We start from the raw sequence: 16,697 nt of genomic DNA on the forward strand, positions 1-16,697 counted from the left end.
GACAGTCATTGGCGCCGGGTTTTTGGCCCTGAGCGCCCGGGATAATAACCACGATTTTTGGCGGTGAGGCAAACAAAAAGTTACAAACCGCGAAAGTGTCCGTCAAACGGCACTGCTGTCCAGCCGCCACATCTGTCTGAAATTTCAGCGTCGGGCAACGACTTTCAACGGCGCGCAATGCAATACTCGAAACCTGATTCACACGAGCCCGGCCTCCATGACCCTCACCTACCGACGACTGACCCCGGCCGATGCGCCTGCCTATCGCGCCTTGATGCTTGAGGCCTATGAACGTCATCCAGACGCCTTTACCTCTGACGTGAAGGAGCGCGAAGTGCTGCCTGCCCAATGGTGGGAGAAAAGGCTCGATGACAGCGCTGGCGCAACCGAAGTAGTGTTCGCCGCCGTTGAAGACCGTCACTTGCTGGGCGTAGCCGGCCTCTGCGTGGAAACCCGAAACAAGGCCCGACACAAATCGACCCTGTTCGGCATGTATGTGCCCCCGGGGCACAGGAACAGGGGCATCGGCTCTCGATTGGTGCGCAGCGTGCTCGACCATGCGGGAACTCGCCCCGCACTTCTGCTCGTCCAGCTCACTGTCACGCAGGGCAACAGCGAAGCAGTCGGACTGTACGAGCGCATGGGCTTCGTGACCTTTGGCCTCGAACCCCTTGCAGTCGCTGTCGGCAACGGATTCGTCGCCAAGGTGCACATGTGGAAAGACTTGCGCGGGTGAGCAGCCAGCCCGGGTAGCGGCGCTTCAGCAATCGAGCGCTTCAGCCACTTCGGTCAGGGAGTCGACGATCACGTCCCAGTCCTGTTCAGCGGTCAGGTCAGACGTCTGGCCTGGCCCGTGCTCGGTGGGACGTCGGACGAAAACGGTCTTGAAGCCATTCGCACGTGCGGCAGTGAGGTCGGCGTTATGCGCAGCCACCATGGCGACGCAGTGCGGCGCCAGGCCCACTGCTTTTGCAGACTTCAGGTAAGTCTGGGGCATCGGTTTGTAGGTGCCGGCAATCTCCGCACCGACGATTACATCCCAGGGCAGTCCGCCGAATTTCGCCAGGTTGAGCATTCCGGCGATGTGTCCGTTCGATAGCGTACCGATCGAGAATCTGCGCTTTAATCGGGTCAGGCCTGCGACCGAGTCGGGCCACGGATCGAGCCGCTCCCAGGCCTTGTTCAGCTCGGCAAGCTCGGCGTCGGGGATGCTGCCGAAATCCACCTCGTGGCGTGCCAGCACTGTTTCGAGACTCTCCCGGTTGAGCACGTCGAGTGTCACGTACGGGCGCTCACCTGCACGCACGCGCTGCATGGAAGGTTGATACAGATCCCGCCACTGATCGGCAAAATCGAGGGGATCGACGTCCACGCCATGCCGCTGGAGAAACGGCGCCGCGGCCCGCGCCACGCCGTTTCGCCAGTCGACAACAGTGCCGAATACATCGAAACCGAGAAACCCTATCTGTTCCAGTCTGGCCATTTTGCTGCTCCTGAATCGCGCACAGTCGCTTATAGTTCTACAGATCTAGAACTATAGAACCAATCGCGCCAAAGAGAGTTGTCTCGGGCAGACATTGCCCCAACTGTAAACGTTATGGACGGCACCGAAACGGCTCGGCGACTGGCCAATCAACGATAGACGGAGGATTCATGGACTACGTAAAGCTTGGAAACACAGGACTGGATATCTCCAGACTGTGCCTTGGATGCATGACCTTCGGCGAGCCCGATGCCGGAACGCATCCCTGGACACTGGGCGAAGAAGCAAGCAGGCCGATCATCAGGCACGCCGTCGAGCAAGGCATCAATTTTTTTGACACTGCCAACAGCTATTCGGCAGGTACTTCAGAAACCATCGTCGGCAAGTTACTGAAGGAATTCACGCGTCGCGACGAGACCGTGATCGCAACGAAGGTGTTCTTTCCGGCAAACATGTGGGAAGGCTCGACCCGGCCTAACGAAAAGGGGCTCTCGCGCAAGGCCATCATGTCCAGTATCGATGCGAGCCTGACGCGGCTCGGCACTGACTATGTCGACCTGTACCAGATCCACCGCTGGGACTATGACACGCCCATCGAGGAAACCATGGAAGCGCTGCACGATGTGGTCAAGGCCGGCAAGGCCAGGTACATCGGCGCGTCCTCCATGTATGCATGGCAGTTCGCCAAGGCCCAGCAGGTGGCGGCCGCGCATGGCTGGAGCAGGTTCGTCTCGATGCAGAATTACCTGAACCTGGTGTATCGCGAAGAAGAGCGCGAAATGATTCCGCTGTGTATCGATCAGGGTGTCGGCCTGATGCCGTGGAGTCCGATGGCACGCGGCCGGCTGACCAGGCCGCAGGGTCAGCAGACCGAGCGGACCAGAACCGACGTTTCCGGCCAGTCGTTTTACGAGGCGACGGAAAAGGAAGACGGTCGAGTGATCGATGCCGTGGAACAGCTTGCCGCAGAGCGCGGGGTGCCGATGGCGCAAATCGCACTGGCCTGGGTATTGGCCAAGCGCGGTGTATCAGCGCCTATCGTCGGCGCTTCCAAGGCGACGCAACTGGATGATGCCATCGCAGCACTGCACTTGGTGCTCAGTGATGAGGACATCAAACGCCTCGAGGCACCCTACGTGCCCCATGCAGTGACCGGATTCGTCTGACCGGCGCTGCAAAAAAACCGCAACCGGCGAACGGCATGAGCCTCGCCGGTGACTTGCTGGACACAGCGACCACGGGTACCCGAAAAGATCGCACCCCAGGCTTTCGTAACTGTCATACAGTTCTGAAATAACACCTGTCTATGTCGTCGTGCGCAAATATCTATTGGGCAGTCAGCCCACTGGACGGTATTGTCAGGCCATTCTGAATAAAGGCTCTTTGCCATTATTTAATTCGACTTCTCCTCTTGCCCCGCTCGGGTTCATTCCATGAAAAATCAGGTTTCTCTGGCTACGCGCATCGGCTTGGGATTCGCCGCTGTCGTCTCGCTGCTCATCTTGATCACAGCCGTTGGCATTCAGCGGGTCGGGTTCATCGACAGCACCCTGGAAGACGTAGGCGAAAATGCCGCCAAGGTGCAACGCTATGCGATCAACTTCCGGGGCAGCGTGCATAACCGTGCGATCGCTCTGCGCGATGCCGTGCTGGTCAACAACGACCAGGACCTGGCGCTGCATCTGGCAGAGATGACCCGTCTTGAAAAGGACTATGTCGACTCGGCCGTACCGATGGAGCAATTGTTCACCAAGCCCAATGTCAGTGCCGAAGAACGCCAATTGCTGCGTGGCATCAAGGAAATCGAACAGCAAACGCTCGTCTCTACCAAGAGCGTGATTGCCTTGCGCCGTGCCGGAGACATCGCCGGTGCCCAGGCCTTGTTGCTGAGCCAGACCTCCGGTAACTACAGCGAATGGCTGAAGCGCATCAATGCGCTCATCGACCATGAGGAAGCCTCGATCAGGGTCCAACTGGATAATGTGCAGGCGACCGCCAGCCAGTTCCGTGGCCTGATGCTGCTGGCCACTGCGTTCGCTGTGCTGCTGAGTATTGTGCTGTCGGCGTTCATCATCCGCTTCGTGAAAAAGACCCTTGGCGCAGAGCCGGTAGACGTTGCAGAGGCCATTCGCCGACTGGCAGCGGGCGATCTGCAGCAATCCATCACCACGGCCTATCCCGACAGCGTCATGGGCGTGCTGAGAACGGCGCTGAACCGCCTTTCGGAAACCATCACCGACGTCCGAATGGCCGCTCAGGAGGTCAGCCAGTCTTCCAGCGTTCTGTCGGCAGCCTCTTCCGCCAACAATACGCAGATCATGGTGCAGACCCGTGAAGCCGAACAGGTGGCTACCGCCATCAGCGAGATGGCCGCGACGGTCAGTGAAGTGTCGGGTTATGCAGCGCAGGCAGCAGATGCGGCACGCCTGGCTGACAGTGAGGTGGCGAACGGCAACAGCCTCGTTGAAGGCACCACCACTGTCATCGAACAACTGGCTGCCACGCTGACCGAAACGACCGGCACCGTGGAGCAGGTCTCACGGCACGGCGAGGAGATCGAAAAGGTGATCGAGGTGATCAACTCGATTGCCTCACAAACCAACCTGCTGGCGCTCAACGCGGCCATTGAAGCCGCCCGCGCGGGCGAGCATGGCCGAGGTTTTGCGGTGGTCGCCGATGAGGTTCGTTCGCTGGCCAATCGCACCCAGCTGTCGACCCAGGAGATTCAAAACATGATCAGCACGCTGCAGGGTGGTACCGAAACTGCGGCACAGAACATGCACGACAGCTGTGAACTGGTCAATCGTGCCGTGGAACGGACACGCAATGCCCAAAGCGCCCTGTCGAGAATCAATCAGGAAGTGAGCGCGATCAACCACATGAACGCGCAGATCGCCAGCGCGTCGGTTCAGCAGAGTGCGGTGGCAGAAGACGTTGCGATGAACATCACCAGCATTCACGACTCGACACTCAAATCTGCCAATGGATCGCAGCAGGTGGCAACCGCCAGTGAGGAGCTCGCACAGCTCGCGGATCGCCTGACCCGCAAGGTCGCGTTTTTCAAGGCAGGCTGAGGGTGTGATCGGTATAGCGGCGATGGATTCAGCATCGCCGCGATATCTCATTACCGGCAGATCAGTCTGTACAACTAACCGGCCTTGAGCTGCGCATCGCCAGTGTCACGGTGAGCATAGACAGTGCGGCACATACCGCCCCGATCACGATGGCGGCTGTAAAGCCGGCCCGGCCGGACACCACACCGCCAATGAACGCCCCGCCGCCAATCGACAGATTCACCACACAGACCAGCAACGCCTGAACACCTTCGACACGATTATTGGAGGCCTCGAAACACCAGATCTGTGTGGTGATGGGGATCATCCCGAAAGCGAAACCCCAGACCAGAATCACCGGCCAGAGTAGCCACGGGTTACCGACGAACATCAGCAGCGCCGTCAGCGAGCCCAGCATCAGCAGGGTCATGATCAGCACCGAGGACGGCGCGCTTCTGGCCGCCAGGGCTCCGCCGGCCAGATTGCCTGCCACCGCTGCCAGACCGAACGCGAAGAGCAATGCCCCCAGGGCCTGACCCTGGATATGCGCGAACTCCTGCACGAAGGGCGCTAGGTAAGTGTAGGCCGCGAAGTGCCCCACATAGATCAACAGTGCGGCAGCGAACATACGACGAATGCGCTGCTCGCCAGCCAGCGACAACATCTGGCTGATGCCGGCAGAACGCTCGCCCGGCAATGCAGGCAGAAAGGTTGCGATCAACAAACCCACCGCCACCGTGACCACTGCCGCTGTTTCGAATGCGGCCCGCCAGCCGAAGGCCTCACCGATCAACGTACCGGCCGGAATCCCGGCGACAGTGCCGATCGAGACGCCCGCGAGCACATACGCGGTGGCCTTTACGCCCTCCTTGCCGGGCCTCAGGCGCGGCCCCAGCGACCCGGCAATCGTCCAGAATCCCCCCAGCGCGAAGCCAAGCAGCACCCTGCCTGCAAGCGTCAGCCAGAAGTGCGTGGACAACGCGACGATCAGGTTGGATGCCAGCAGTATCGACAGCAGCCCGAGCAGCAGGCGTTTGCGATCGACATGACTGAACAGGGCAATACAGGAGGGTGCCGAAATGGCCGCGAGGATGCCGGGAACGGCCATCATCAAGCCTGTCTGGCTGATGCTGGTGCCCAGGTCGCTAGCGATATCGGGCAGCAGCCCGACAGGCAGAAATTCAGTGGTGACCGTGGCGAACGATCCAAGCGATACACTGCCGACAGCCCACCATGAAGCGGGTTTTGTTTCGACGTTTCCAGCGGTTTCAAAGCGACTCACAGCGGTTCCAGAATTCGGGGATGTAAGCGACCGGCCGCTCAGGCCAGCGCGTGGAAGCGCCAACCCTAACGTGTAAGGCCGCATCAAGGCCACCTTGAGAGGGAGTTTTGTTTCAGTGAAGCGAGGTAATTCCTGCGAAGACCGGCTATCGGGCCGGTGCTCCGCGTCGAGGTCCATGGATGACGCAGAGCGTCACGAGCGGCATTCCCACGCGGAGCGTGGGAACGATCAATCACCCACTATCGTGCCGACGCTCTGCGCAGGAACGATCAATCAACAACGACCTCTGGCTATCGTGACCTACTTGTTGCGGGTCACTCTCCAGATGGTGTTTGCCAGGTCGTCGGCGATGATGAGTGCGCCTTTCGGATCAACCGTCACGCCTACCGGCCGGCCGCGCGTCTTGCCGTCGGCTCCGCGGAAACCGGTTGCGAAATCCACAGGCTCGCCGGCAGGACGCCCGTTGCTGAACGGCACGAAGATCACCTTGTAACCCACCGGGTTATCGCGGTTCCAGCTGCCATGCTCACCGACGAACACGCCATCGGCAAACTTGTCGCCCATCGCCGGGATCGAGAACGACACGCCCAGTGCGGCGACGTGCGAACCGAGGCTGTAATCAGGCTTGATCGCCGCAGCGACTTTGGCCGGATTCTGCGGTTGGGCACGCGTGTCGACATTCTGGCCCCAATAGCTGTAGGGCCAGCCGTAGAACGCGCCCTCCTTCACCGAGGTCAGGTAATCCGGTACCAGATCAGGCCCCAGTTCGTCACGCTCGTTGACCACCGTCCACAGTTGCCCGGTGCCCGGCTGAATCGCCAGTGCCGTCGGGTTGCGCAGACCGGTCGCATAAGGCTTGTGGGCACCGGTGGCGGCGTCGATCTGCCAGACCATCGCCCGATCGATCTCGACCTCCATGCCACGCTCGGTCACGTTGCTGTTCGAGCCGATACCGACATACAGGAAGCGGCCATCGGGGCTTGCCGTGAGCGCCTTGGTCCAGTGGTGGTTGATCGCCGAAGGCAGATCGGTGACCTTGGTCGGCTCACCGCTGGCCTTGGTCTGACCTTCCTGATAATCGAAGCTGACCAGCGCATCCTGGTTGGCCACGTACAGCTTGCCGTTCGCGAAGGCCAGGCCATAAGGCGCATTGAGGTTCTCGGCGAAGACCGTCTTCAGCTCATACTTGCCGTCGCCGTCCGCGTCCCGCAACAGCGTCAGACGATTACCGCTTTTGACCTTGGTGTTGCCCTGGGCCTTGATGACGCTGGCAATCACGTCCTTGGGCTTGAGCTTGGCAGCACTGCCGCCGCGCCCTTCGGCAACAATGATATCGCCGTTGGGCAAAACGATGGACTGACGTGGAATATTCAGATCGCTGGCAATCGCCGTGATGCTGAAACCCTCAGGTACGGCAGGCTTCTGATCGCCCCATGCGGTCGGTTCGGCAATCTTCATGCTCGGCAGCAGGCCTCGTTGCGGGTCCGGCAGCTTCGGATCCGGTCCGCGCGCCTGAGTGCTGTCTGCTTCACCACCGCAGGCGCTCAGCAGCAGCGCCATGCTCAATGCAGTCAATGCGTGGGTATTTCTCATTCTGCACCTCCGGAACGCAGGCTGGTGAGCCCGGTCCACGTCGCAACGCAGGCCAGAACAGTGACGATGACCGACAGGATCAAGCCGGACGGCATGACCGCCCAGGCGTCTTTCGCATGCTCGAAGGCATTGACCAGCCCCAGCACCCAGGTGACCAGCAACAACAGGAAGTACACCACAGGACGACCGCCCTTGTGATCGGCGCGAACCAGATTGACCAACGCGAACAGCAACGCCAGCCCGCAGAACAAAAGGCCTCCGGCAATCAGCCAGGCGGCAAAGTTGCTCCACTGAATCTGAAAGGTCTGGTAATAGGCAATATCACTCAGCAAGCCGCCGAGAAACAAAGGCACGGTTCCGGCAAGCAAGGTCGCATGTAGCGGGCCTGGCGTGTAGCGGTAGACGGGATGGGTGGTTACGGTCATGACGGCTCCTTTTCGTTCGGCGACCCTGGATCAAAACTCAGTGCGGATGCGCTGGCAGGTCGGGGTCGCGCTGAATGCGCATAAGGAAGGATCATGCTGAGCAAGCGATAGTTCAGCGCTTTTCATTTCGAAATATTTTGAAAACGCTACTCGCGTGCCGTGCGCTTGTTTCGCCGGCAACGCTCAGAGCAGTAAAGCACCTCATCCCAGCAGCGCGCCCACTTCTTGCGCCAGGTGAACGGCAGCCCGCAGACTACGCAGGTCTTGACCGGCAACTCGTTCTTTTTCAAAGCGCCTCTCCGGCATCCAGTCTGGCCAACAAATGCTCACCCCGCTCCCACAGCGCCTGTTGCTTGGGCTCGGCCATCCGATCAAGGTTTTTGTAGATAATTGCCATGCGCTGATTGCGCCGTAACAGGTCGCCGTGGCGCATCAGGAAATGCCAGTAGAGCGCATTGAACGGGCAGGCATACTCAGTGGTGCTTTCAGTGACCTTGTACGCACAGCCGCGGCAATAGTCAGACATGCGCTTGATGTACTGGCCGCTGGCGCAATACGGCTTGGAGCCCAGATAGCCGCCATCCGCGTGCATGACCATGCCCAGCGTATTGGGCAGCTCGACCCACTCGAAGGCGTCCATGTAGATCGCCAGATACCACTCGCAGATCTGCTCCGGCACGATGCCGGCAAGCAGGGCAAAATTACCGGTTACCATCAGGCGCTGAATATGGTGGGCATAAGCATGCTTCAGACTCTGGCCGATGGCCTGACTCATGCAGTTCATCTTCGTTTCGCCGGTCCAGTAAAACTCGGGCAGCGGCCTGCTGTTACCGAACAGATTGCCGCTCGCGTAATCGGGCATTTTCAGCCAATAGACGCCACGCACATACTCCCGCCAGCCGATCAGTTGGCGAATGAAACCTTCGGCGGCATTCAGCCCCACTCTGCCCGACCAGTACGCAGACTCGACATCGCTGCAGATCTGACGCAAGTCCAGCAGCCCGATGTTCAACGCTGCGCTGATCCGCGCATGAAACAGAAACGGCTCATCGGTGGCCATGGCGTCCTGATAATCGCCGAAACCGGCCAGGCCATAGTCCAGAAAATATGCCCACAGCGCCTGAGCGTCAGCGTGCGTAACCGGATAGTCGAAGGTCTCCAGCGAGCCGTAATGGCTGGCAAAGCGCTCACCCACCAGCGTCAACACTTGACGGGTGACGATGTCGGGGGAAAAGCGCAGCGGATAAGGCGCTGCCACGCCCTTGGGCAGTGCCTTGCGGTTCTCCGCATCAAAGTTCCAGGCACCACCGACCGGCGTACCGTCGCCGTTCAACAGCAGCCTGCTTTTGCGGCGCATCTCCCGGTAAAAGAACTCCATGCGCAGCTGCTTCTTGCCTTGCGCCCAGGACGAGAACTCGTCCCGGGAACAGAGAAAGCGCGTGTCGGCGTGCCACTGGATCGGCAACCCGCAGTCTTTGATTGACTGTTCCAGACGCCAGTCGCCGCACTCGGTAATGTGCAGTTGTTCTGCCCGCAGCAGGGCCTGCCAGCGCTGTAACTCACCCGGCACCGACCCTGTGTTCTGCGGATCATCGAGCATGACGTACTGCACCCGGACACCATGCTCACGCAGCGCCTCGGCAAAATGCCGCATGGCACTGAAGATCAGCACGATCTTCTGCGGATGATGCGGCACATGACTCGCCTCCTCCATGACCTCGACCATCAGGACCGTGTCGCGCTCGGGGATCAGGCCCTTCAAGGACGCAAGGTCGAAGGAGAGTTGGTCGCCGAGAACCAGATGGAGATGAGGGGATTGAGTCAATGGAAGAGGCTCCGCAGCCATAAAAACTTGTACCAATGTAATTTCATGTACAAGATTTTCATAGCGTTTTTCGATGGGATACCTGCCCGACACTCAGGCCTACACACACCCGGCCTCACTCTGGAAATGTGAAAATTTTGTTAACTATTTGTTCGCAGTGTCTTTTTCTGATCGAAACAACCTGTCACACTAATGCGAACCATTATCAACATTATTATCATCCTGCCATGGACGGCGTCGAGGGAGTGTCGGGTTCATGTCGGGGCAACAATCGCAAAGCCGTAATCGTTTCACACCGGGTCTGCTGGCCATGGGCATCTGGGCTGCCACCACGCAGGCAGCCTTTGCCGCTGAAGCACAGGTTGGCGAAGCACAGCCCGCCACGACCATGGAACTGGGCGCCACAGAGATCAGCAGCGATCAACTTGGCTCTACCACCGAAGGCAGTCAGTCCTACACCACCGGCCCGATGCAGACAGCGACCAAGTTACCGCTGACCATTCGTGAAACGCCGCAGGCCGTGACGGTCGTCACCCGTCAGCGCATGGACGATCAGGCCATGACCAGCATCAATGACGTGGTGAGGTACACCCCTGGACTGTTTCTGGACCAGTCCAGCGGACCCGGTCGGCAAACCTACACGTCGCGCGGTTTCGACATCGACAACATCATGTACGACGGCCTGCCCGCCTCGTACTCGGGCTACACGGCAGGCGTTCAACCCAATCTGGCCATGTTCGATCATGTCGAAGTGATCAGAGGCGCGACTGGCCTGGCGACAGGCTCCGGCAATCCTTCGGCAGCGATCAATATGGTGCGCAAGCGCCCTACCGCCGTGCCACAGGTCTCCCTTACCGGCACGGTCGGCAGTTGGGACGATTACCGTGGCGTCTTCGATGCGTCCGGCCCACTGAACGACAGCCGCACGGTTCGCGGCCGGATAGTCGGCTCCTACCAGGATGCCAACAGCTTCCGCGACAAGGAAAAGAGCGATCACGGCGTGTTCTATGGGGTGATCGAAGCCGATCTGAGCGACGCAACGACCGCCACCCTGGGCCTGTCTCGTCAGGAAGATCAGACCAACTATTTCTGGGGCGGCCTGCCCCTCGGCGCTGATGGTCACCACCTGAACCTGCCGCGCTCCACCTATTCCGGCTCGGATTGGGAAAACAAGAAAATCCGGATAGACACCGTGTTCGGTGAGCTGGAGCACCGTTTCGACAACGACTGGAAACTGCGCGTAGCGGGCTCGAGCTCGTCGCTGGACGGCCTGTTTTCGGGGACCTACCTGTCTCGCTACAACGGCCCGCTGGAAACCACGGCCTACCAGTCGAGGCCGGAAGAGAAGCAGACCGCCTTCGATGTCTACGCCAGTGGGCCGGTCGAAGCCTTTGGCCGCACTCATGAAGTGGTGGTCGGTACCAGCCGGCGCGTGTACGACCAGACCAGCAAGGAATACAGCCCCTACGACACCGGACTGCCCATCGGCGCACCAAAGCCGGACTTCGTCCGCGATGGCAAGACGCACAGCATCGCCACCCAGGATGCGGTGTATCTCACCACACGCCTGAGCCTGGCCGATCCGCTGACCCTGATCCTCGGCGGCCGTCTGGACTGGTACGACTACGATGACCGCGCCGGCGACGAAGACTACAAGGTCACCCGTAACCTGACGCGCTACGCAGGGCTGATCTATAAGCTGGATGACCACCACTCGCTGTACACCAGCTACACCGACGTCTTTCAGCCGCAGAGCGCACAGGACCTGTCCGGCAAGGTGCTCAAGCCGGTGGTTGGCGAAAACTATGAAGTCGGTATCAAGGGTGAATACTTCAACGGCGCCCTCAACACCTCCCTGGCGGTGTTCCAGATCGACCAGAAAAACCTCAAGACCCAGTCGCCGACCCAGGCGGGCTGCGCGGTTCTGACCTGCTACGACGCTGCCGGTCTGGTACGCAGTCAGGGCATCGAGATGGAACTGCAAGGCGCGCTGACCGAGAACTGGCAAGTCGGCGCAGGCTACACCTACGCTCGCACCCACTACCTCAAGGACGCCGATCCGGCGAACAAGAACCAGCAATTCAACACCGATACACCCGAGCATCTGTTCAAGGTGTCGACGGTCTATCGCCTGCAGGGCGCACTGGAGAAAATGCGCGTCGGTGGCAACGTCTACTGGCAGAGCCGCATGTACAACGATATCGCGCTCACCGATGGCAGCTATCGCCTGGAACAGGGCAGCTACGCCGTCGCCGACCTGATGGCGGGGTATCAGGTGAGCAAGAACCTCGACTTGCAACTGAACGCCAACAACATCTTCGACCGCACCTACTACACGGCAATTGGCGCAAGCTCAGTCTGGGGCTCCACCGACGTCTACGGCAACCCGCGCAGCTATGCGCTGACGGCCAAGTACAGCTTCTGAACCTGAGCCACGCTGCTACCGGACATGCTCGGTAGCGGCGTGGTTACCCAAGCGGTTGCGCACCGCCTTCCAAGCCAAACGCCTTCGCCATCCCTCCTGCTCCTTTGGGCGTCAGCTTCACTGTTCTGGAATCCAGATGGCGGCTTACCCATCCACGCTTGAGCATCAGTTCCAGCAGCGCAGCGCCCAATGCGCCGCCTATATGCGAGGCGCGTTCACTCCAGTCCAGAGAGGCATAGGCATTCTTCGGTGGCGTACGGACTTTATTCGACGGGCCTGAAGGCGACGTGATGATGCTGGCACTCACTGCCAGTATTCAGGCGGCAGCGATACTTGCGCTTATCAGCACGCGACCGCATTAAACAACATAAAAAACGTAAAACAGAGTGAACACTCTGCTTTTTAAAAAGACGATTAATGTCTATAAAACATAGAAAATAATAAAAATATTGTCCATAAAATTAACTTTATGAAATATAAACAACATAAAAATCATAACGCCGCTATATAAATTTACTCTAAATCAAATATATAAAATTGCTTTCGTGTATTTTACCGTTCAGCAATTTTCTGCTTGTTACGCACGCCTTGAATGAACTGTCAGCGGCCCTGAGCCGCCGACTTGCCTGTCTGCCTGTTTCATATTTCTGTTTGGAGATTCTCCCGATGGCCAGCCCCCTGCTGCCTGTTGTTGCCACTTTACTGATGTCCCTTGCCGCCCTCCCGGTGTCTGCCGCTGACAGGCAGAACCCGCTGCCATCCACGTCGAGCGAGCGCCGCGCAGAAGTCGACGCCCAGCGCGAGCAGATCACCGGTGCCGACGTTGCCGCACAGAAAACGCCCAATGGTGCGCAAACGGTGGTGGATGCACCGATCGACACTGCGGACGCTCCTGCCGGCAATGAAGACCACTGAGTGACCCACTGACTGCAACCGATCAACCCATGAATGACGTAAGGAACAACTCCGTGTCCATGATCAAACAAGGCCTGGGCCTGAGCCTGTTGGCGCTCGGTATCGCCCAGGCAGGCAGCGTATTCGCTGTCACGCCGATGACCGGCAATGAAGTGGAAGCGCGCGTAGGCGCGATGCTGGACAACATGACGCAATCGGAAAAAATCAATTTTTCGCGCGTTGACGACGGCCGCATGATTCCCAAGCTGGACAAGTTCAACCTGCAGGGCACGGTCGCCTATGACTCGGCGATGGGCGTACTGGTCGGCGGCAAGACGTTCGGCGCGCAGTACCCTTCCCCGTCAGCACTCGCGGCCACCTGGAGCATTAACCGGGCCAAGGAATTCGGTCTGGCCATCGGCTACGAAACCCGCATCGCAGGCGGTCAGCAGATGCTGTCGCCAGCCATCAACCTGTACCGCACGCCGTTCAACGGCCGGGCGGCTGAGTACATGAGCGGGGAAGATCCGTTTCTCGGCGCAGTACTGGCCCCTGCCGTCACCAACGGTATCCAGGTTCAGGGCATCCAGGCGGCCGCCAAGCATTACCTGATGAACGAGCAGGAAGCGAACCGTCATTATCTGGATGTGAAGATCGACGAACGAGCGATGCAGGAGCTGTACCTGCCGGGCTTCGAGTCGCTGGTCAAGAACTCGAATATCGCCTCGATCATGTGTGGCTACAACAAGATCAACGGCGAATACGCGTGTGAAAACCACCACCTCATCACCGATATCCTGAAAGGCCAGTGGGGCTTTCAAGGTAACGTCATGAGCGATTTCAACTCGGTTCAGGACGCCTTCAAAGGTGCCTGGGCCGGTACCGATATCGACATGCCCAGCGGCCTTCAGTTTACCGAAGCCAAACTGCTGCCTTATGTCTGGAATGGTCAGTTGCACCAGAACGTGATCGACGACAAGGTGCGCCGGAACCTGAGGGCACTGGTCAGCTACGGCTTTGACAAAGGGATCAACAAGGCGCAGCCACTGGAGCATCGTGAATACGGTCAGCTGGCGGCCTTGAACGTGGCCAGAGAATCGATCGTCCTGCTGCGCAACGAGCCAGTGGACGGGCAGAAACCTCTGCTGCCATTGTCCAGAAACGCAAGGATCGCCGTCATTGGCGACATGGCCATGCAGCCACCGACCGCGCCGTTCGGTACCGCCTATTCGGCACCGGCCAGTTATGTCACCGAAGTGAGCGGACTGAAGCAACTGGCGTCTAGCCCATCCAATGTGGACTACCTGCCACAGATGAGCCTGAACCCTAAGTCATCGGTCTGGTATCAGCCTGGCAGTGACCAACAGGCGATCAGCAATACCGGCGTAAAAGCCGAGTATTACGCCAACACCTCGCTGTCCGGCGATCCGGTTGCAACCCGCATCGAGCCGGGCGTCAATCTGGACTGGATTACCAACACCAACGTCACTGATTACGGCAGCAGCGCGGTCAATGGCTACAGCCCTTCAGCCGGTTCGTTCTCGGCCCGTTTCACTGGCAAGATCAAACCGACGATCACCGGCCCTCAGGTGTTCAAGGTCCGTGCGGACGGTGCCTATAAACTCTGGATCAATGATGAACTGGTGCTCGAGGGCGAGGGTTCGCAAGTCTCGTTCGATCTGATTCCAGTGGTTCCGCGAACGGTTAAAACGCTGAACCTCAAGGCCGGTACCGAGTACAACGTGCGTCTCGAATACCGCCGGCTCAAGGGCAACTTCACCCCGGTACTGGGCGGCATGAACGGCGTGCAGATGAGCTGGGCATCGTTGCGTCCACCGAAGAACCTAGGGGATTACGACGCTGTCGTGGTAGCCGCCGGCAACAACTTCGAATACGAGGGTGAGTCGCTTGACCGTCCGTTCGAACTGCCGCAATTCCAGTCCGAGCTGATCGGCTTCATTCAGAAAGCCAACCCGAAAACCATCGTGGTGCTGCACGGTGGCGGTGGCATGGACATGCAGCCGTGGGCTGACAAGGTAGCCGCGTCTCTGCATGCCTGGTATCCAGGGCAACAGGGCGGTCAGGCACTGGCTGAGATCCTCTTCGGCAAGGTCAATCCGTCGGGCAAGCTGCCGATCACGCTGGACAAGAAGGCGCAGGACAATCCGAGCTACGCATCGTACTCGAACCCGGTGCCGTACTATTTCAGCAGCCCTAACCCGCCTGTCGAGATGAGCTACAGCGAAGGTCTGTACCTGGGCTATCGCGGTTACGACAAGAAGCACACCAAACCGCTCTACCCATTCGGTTTCGGCCTTTCGTATACCACTTATGCGTACAGCGATCTGAAGCTGTCGAGCAACGTGCTGGCACCGGGCGCGACCATTCAAGCGTCGTTCAAGGTTACCAACACGGGTGACAAGGCCGGTTTTGAAGTGGCTCAGCTGTACGTGCAGCCTTCCAAGCCGCTGGTTGATCGTCCAGAGAAAGAGCTGAAGGGCTTTTCCAAGGTTTACCTGAAGCCTGGCGAAAGCAAGACCGTGACCATCGCACTGGACTCGCGTTCGTTCGCTTACTACTCAGCAAACTCGGTGAGCTGGAACGTTGATCCTGGCAAGTTCAAGGTGCTGGTGGGCAAGGACTCGGAAAACCTGACACTCGACCGCACGGTTGTAGCGCTGTACCCGGAAAAATTGACCACTCGCGACTCCAACCCGCTGCCGATCCCCCTGCGCAAGGCCGTACAGGTCAAGGCAGAACAGGCTTACTAAGCGACATTTCTCACGCGTCAAAGGCATCGGTGGTCGACAGGACCATCGATGCCTTCCTGGCAGCTCAATGTGCAGCCAGATCCCGCGCCAGTCGTTCGAGAAACCTGGCAAACCCCTCCTCTATCTGCACATTTCCTGGCGATCGAAGCCATTGAATCTGCATGCCATCCATCATGGCGGCGATCTCAAGGCTGATCTGCCTTGCGTCAATATCCGCTCGAATTTCGCCCTCCTCGACCAGCAACTTCAGATGCGCCTGAAGATGACCGTGCACAATCGCGAAACGCTCGCTGAACCAGCGGTGTGCAGGATGCGTGACCGACAGACTTTCAGTGTTGATGATCATCAGCGCCTGGCTGACCGCGGCGTCTTCGATACTGAAGCTCATGACCTGCTTCAGAAAGGACAGGAACCCCTGCAGAGAAGCGACCTGATCGGCATCCTGCAGCCGGCCGGCAATGTACTGGTCGCGATGTTCGAGAACAGCTTGCAGCAACACCAGTTTGGTCGGGAAATGGTGCAGCAGGCCGACCTGAGAGAGACCTGCCACTTTGGCAATGTTGGTCAGCGAGGCACCGGCGTAGCCATCACGGGCGAAGAGGGTCATGGCCGCCTTGATGATTTCGGCCTTGCGCACCTCGCCCTTGGGCAGGCGACGTTTGGCTGCTGGCTGCTTGGCTGCGCTGGGTGTACCGGAGCTGTTTGCATTGATGGACATACGAAGGGCACGTTTCGCATAACGAAAGGGTAAATCCTAGCATGTGCTCCGAAGAACCCCTGAAAAAAGGCTGCTCCGCAAGCACAATTCGCATCAGCTCATGAGCAATGTGCGCAGCTTGCAAAAAAGTCATTCCCCTGGCCTGAAGCCCTCTAAAGAAAGCCGCCCACAGGCCGATGAACACCCGGACAAATTGCCGTGCTTTTGGACACTCCCCTTCAATCAGCG

Annotated in this window: 13 protein-coding genes and 2 pseudogenes; 7 read left to right on the forward strand and 8 right to left on the reverse strand. The window is 59.0% G+C overall.

The features are described 5' to 3' along the window. Positions 1-217: 217 nt before the first annotated feature. Positions 218-736, forward strand: a complete 519-nt coding sequence (locus BLR20_RS22000) for a GNAT family N-acetyltransferase (protein ID WP_010433255.1) — start codon at positions 218-220, stop codon at positions 734-736. A 24-nt stretch (positions 737-760) separates the two neighbouring features. On the opposite strand, the gene BLR20_RS22005 is transcribed toward BLR20_RS22000, so the two are convergent. Next, positions 761-1,483 carry a haloacid dehalogenase type II gene (locus tag BLR20_RS22005; protein WP_010433258.1) on the reverse strand — a complete coding sequence of 241 codons (723 nt, stop codon included), beginning with the start codon at positions 1,481-1,483 and terminating at the stop codon, positions 761-763. Positions 1,484-1,653: 170 nt separating this feature from the next. Between BLR20_RS22005 and BLR20_RS22010 the strand changes: the two genes are divergently transcribed. The 3 genes and pseudogenes from BLR20_RS22010 (at position 1,654) to BLR20_RS28635 (ending at position 4,557) form a co-directional block, all read left to right on the forward strand. Continuing rightward, positions 1,654-2,649 carry an aldo/keto reductase gene (locus tag BLR20_RS22010; protein ID WP_054993252.1) on the forward strand — a complete coding sequence of 332 codons (996 nt, stop codon included), beginning with the start codon at positions 1,654-1,656 and terminating at the stop codon, positions 2,647-2,649. Positions 2,650-2,916: 267 nt separating this feature from the next. Beyond that, a pseudogene (locus BLR20_RS28630) lies at positions 2,917-3,426 on the forward strand (MCP four helix bundle domain-containing protein); the annotation flags it as partial. A gap of 423 nt (positions 3,427-3,849) precedes the next feature. Then, a complete protein-coding gene (locus BLR20_RS28635; RefSeq protein WP_477749718.1) occupies positions 3,850-4,557 on the forward strand; it encodes a methyl-accepting chemotaxis protein in 708 nt (235 codons plus the stop codon). A gap of 61 nt (positions 4,558-4,618) precedes the next feature. Here BLR20_RS28635 and BLR20_RS22020 read toward each other — a convergent pair whose 3' ends face one another. The 5 genes from BLR20_RS22020 to BLR20_RS22040 all read right to left on the reverse strand — a co-directional run bounded on the left by BLR20_RS22020 (position 4,619) and on the right by BLR20_RS22040 (position 9,661). Beyond that, complete coding sequence (locus BLR20_RS22020; protein ID WP_054993250.1) at positions 4,619-5,818, reverse strand: MFS transporter; 1,200 nt, start codon at positions 5,816-5,818, stop codon at positions 4,619-4,621. 300 nt (positions 5,819-6,118) lie between these two features. Then, complete coding sequence (locus tag BLR20_RS22025; RefSeq protein WP_010429713.1) at positions 6,119-7,411, reverse strand: PQQ-dependent sugar dehydrogenase; 1,293 nt, start codon at positions 7,409-7,411, stop codon at positions 6,119-6,121. Continuing rightward, a complete protein-coding gene (locus tag BLR20_RS22030) occupies positions 7,408-7,836 on the reverse strand; it encodes a DUF2231 domain-containing protein (RefSeq protein WP_054993249.1) in 429 nt (142 codons plus the stop codon). The genes BLR20_RS22025 and BLR20_RS22030 overlap by 4 nt, the downstream gene beginning before the upstream one ends. Before the next feature lie 146 nt (positions 7,837-7,982). Further along, on the reverse strand, positions 7,983-8,126 hold the full coding sequence (locus BLR20_RS22035; protein WP_003315231.1) for a DUF2256 domain-containing protein: 144 nt from the start codon (positions 8,124-8,126) through the stop codon (positions 7,983-7,985). Beyond that, positions 8,123-9,661: a cryptochrome/photolyase family protein gene (locus BLR20_RS22040; protein WP_054993265.1), complete on the reverse strand. Its 1,539-nt coding sequence runs from the start codon at positions 9,659-9,661 to the stop codon at positions 8,123-8,125. The genes BLR20_RS22035 and BLR20_RS22040 overlap by 4 nt, the downstream gene beginning before the upstream one ends. Positions 9,662-9,917: 256 nt before the next feature. Here BLR20_RS22040 and BLR20_RS22045 point away from each other — a divergent pair, with 256 nt between their 5' ends. Beyond that, positions 9,918-12,086 carry a TonB-dependent siderophore receptor gene (locus tag BLR20_RS22045; protein ID WP_054993248.1) on the forward strand — a complete coding sequence of 723 codons (2,169 nt, stop codon included), beginning with the start codon at positions 9,918-9,920 and terminating at the stop codon, positions 12,084-12,086. A 43-nt stretch (positions 12,087-12,129) separates the two neighbouring features. Here the strand turns inward: BLR20_RS22045 and BLR20_RS22050 are convergent. Beyond that, positions 12,130-12,327: pseudogene (locus BLR20_RS22050) on the reverse strand (transcriptional regulator); the annotation flags it as partial. A gap of 425 nt (positions 12,328-12,752) precedes the next feature. Here BLR20_RS22050 and BLR20_RS22055 point away from each other — a divergent pair. Together BLR20_RS22055 and BLR20_RS22060 are read left to right on the forward strand one after the other, a co-directional pair. Next, complete coding sequence (locus tag BLR20_RS22055; protein ID WP_032612013.1) at positions 12,753-13,001, forward strand: hypothetical protein; 249 nt, start codon at positions 12,753-12,755, stop codon at positions 12,999-13,001. Between the two features lie 59 nt (positions 13,002-13,060). After that, positions 13,061-15,751 (forward strand): beta-glucosidase, encoded by a 2,691-nt coding sequence (locus BLR20_RS22060; protein WP_054993246.1) that lies wholly within the window; start codon positions 13,061-13,063, stop codon positions 15,749-15,751. A gap of 64 nt (positions 15,752-15,815) precedes the next feature. Here BLR20_RS22060 and BLR20_RS22065 read toward each other — a convergent pair whose 3' ends face one another. Continuing rightward, on the reverse strand, positions 15,816-16,469 hold the full coding sequence (locus BLR20_RS22065; RefSeq protein ID WP_032612017.1) for a TetR/AcrR family transcriptional regulator: 654 nt from the start codon (positions 16,467-16,469) through the stop codon (positions 15,816-15,818). Between the last annotated feature and the right edge of the window lie 228 nt (positions 16,470-16,697).

This window comes from Pseudomonas congelans, assembly GCF_900103225.1.
Taxonomy (GTDB): domain Bacteria; phylum Pseudomonadota; class Gammaproteobacteria; order Pseudomonadales; family Pseudomonadaceae; genus Aquipseudomonas; species Aquipseudomonas congelans.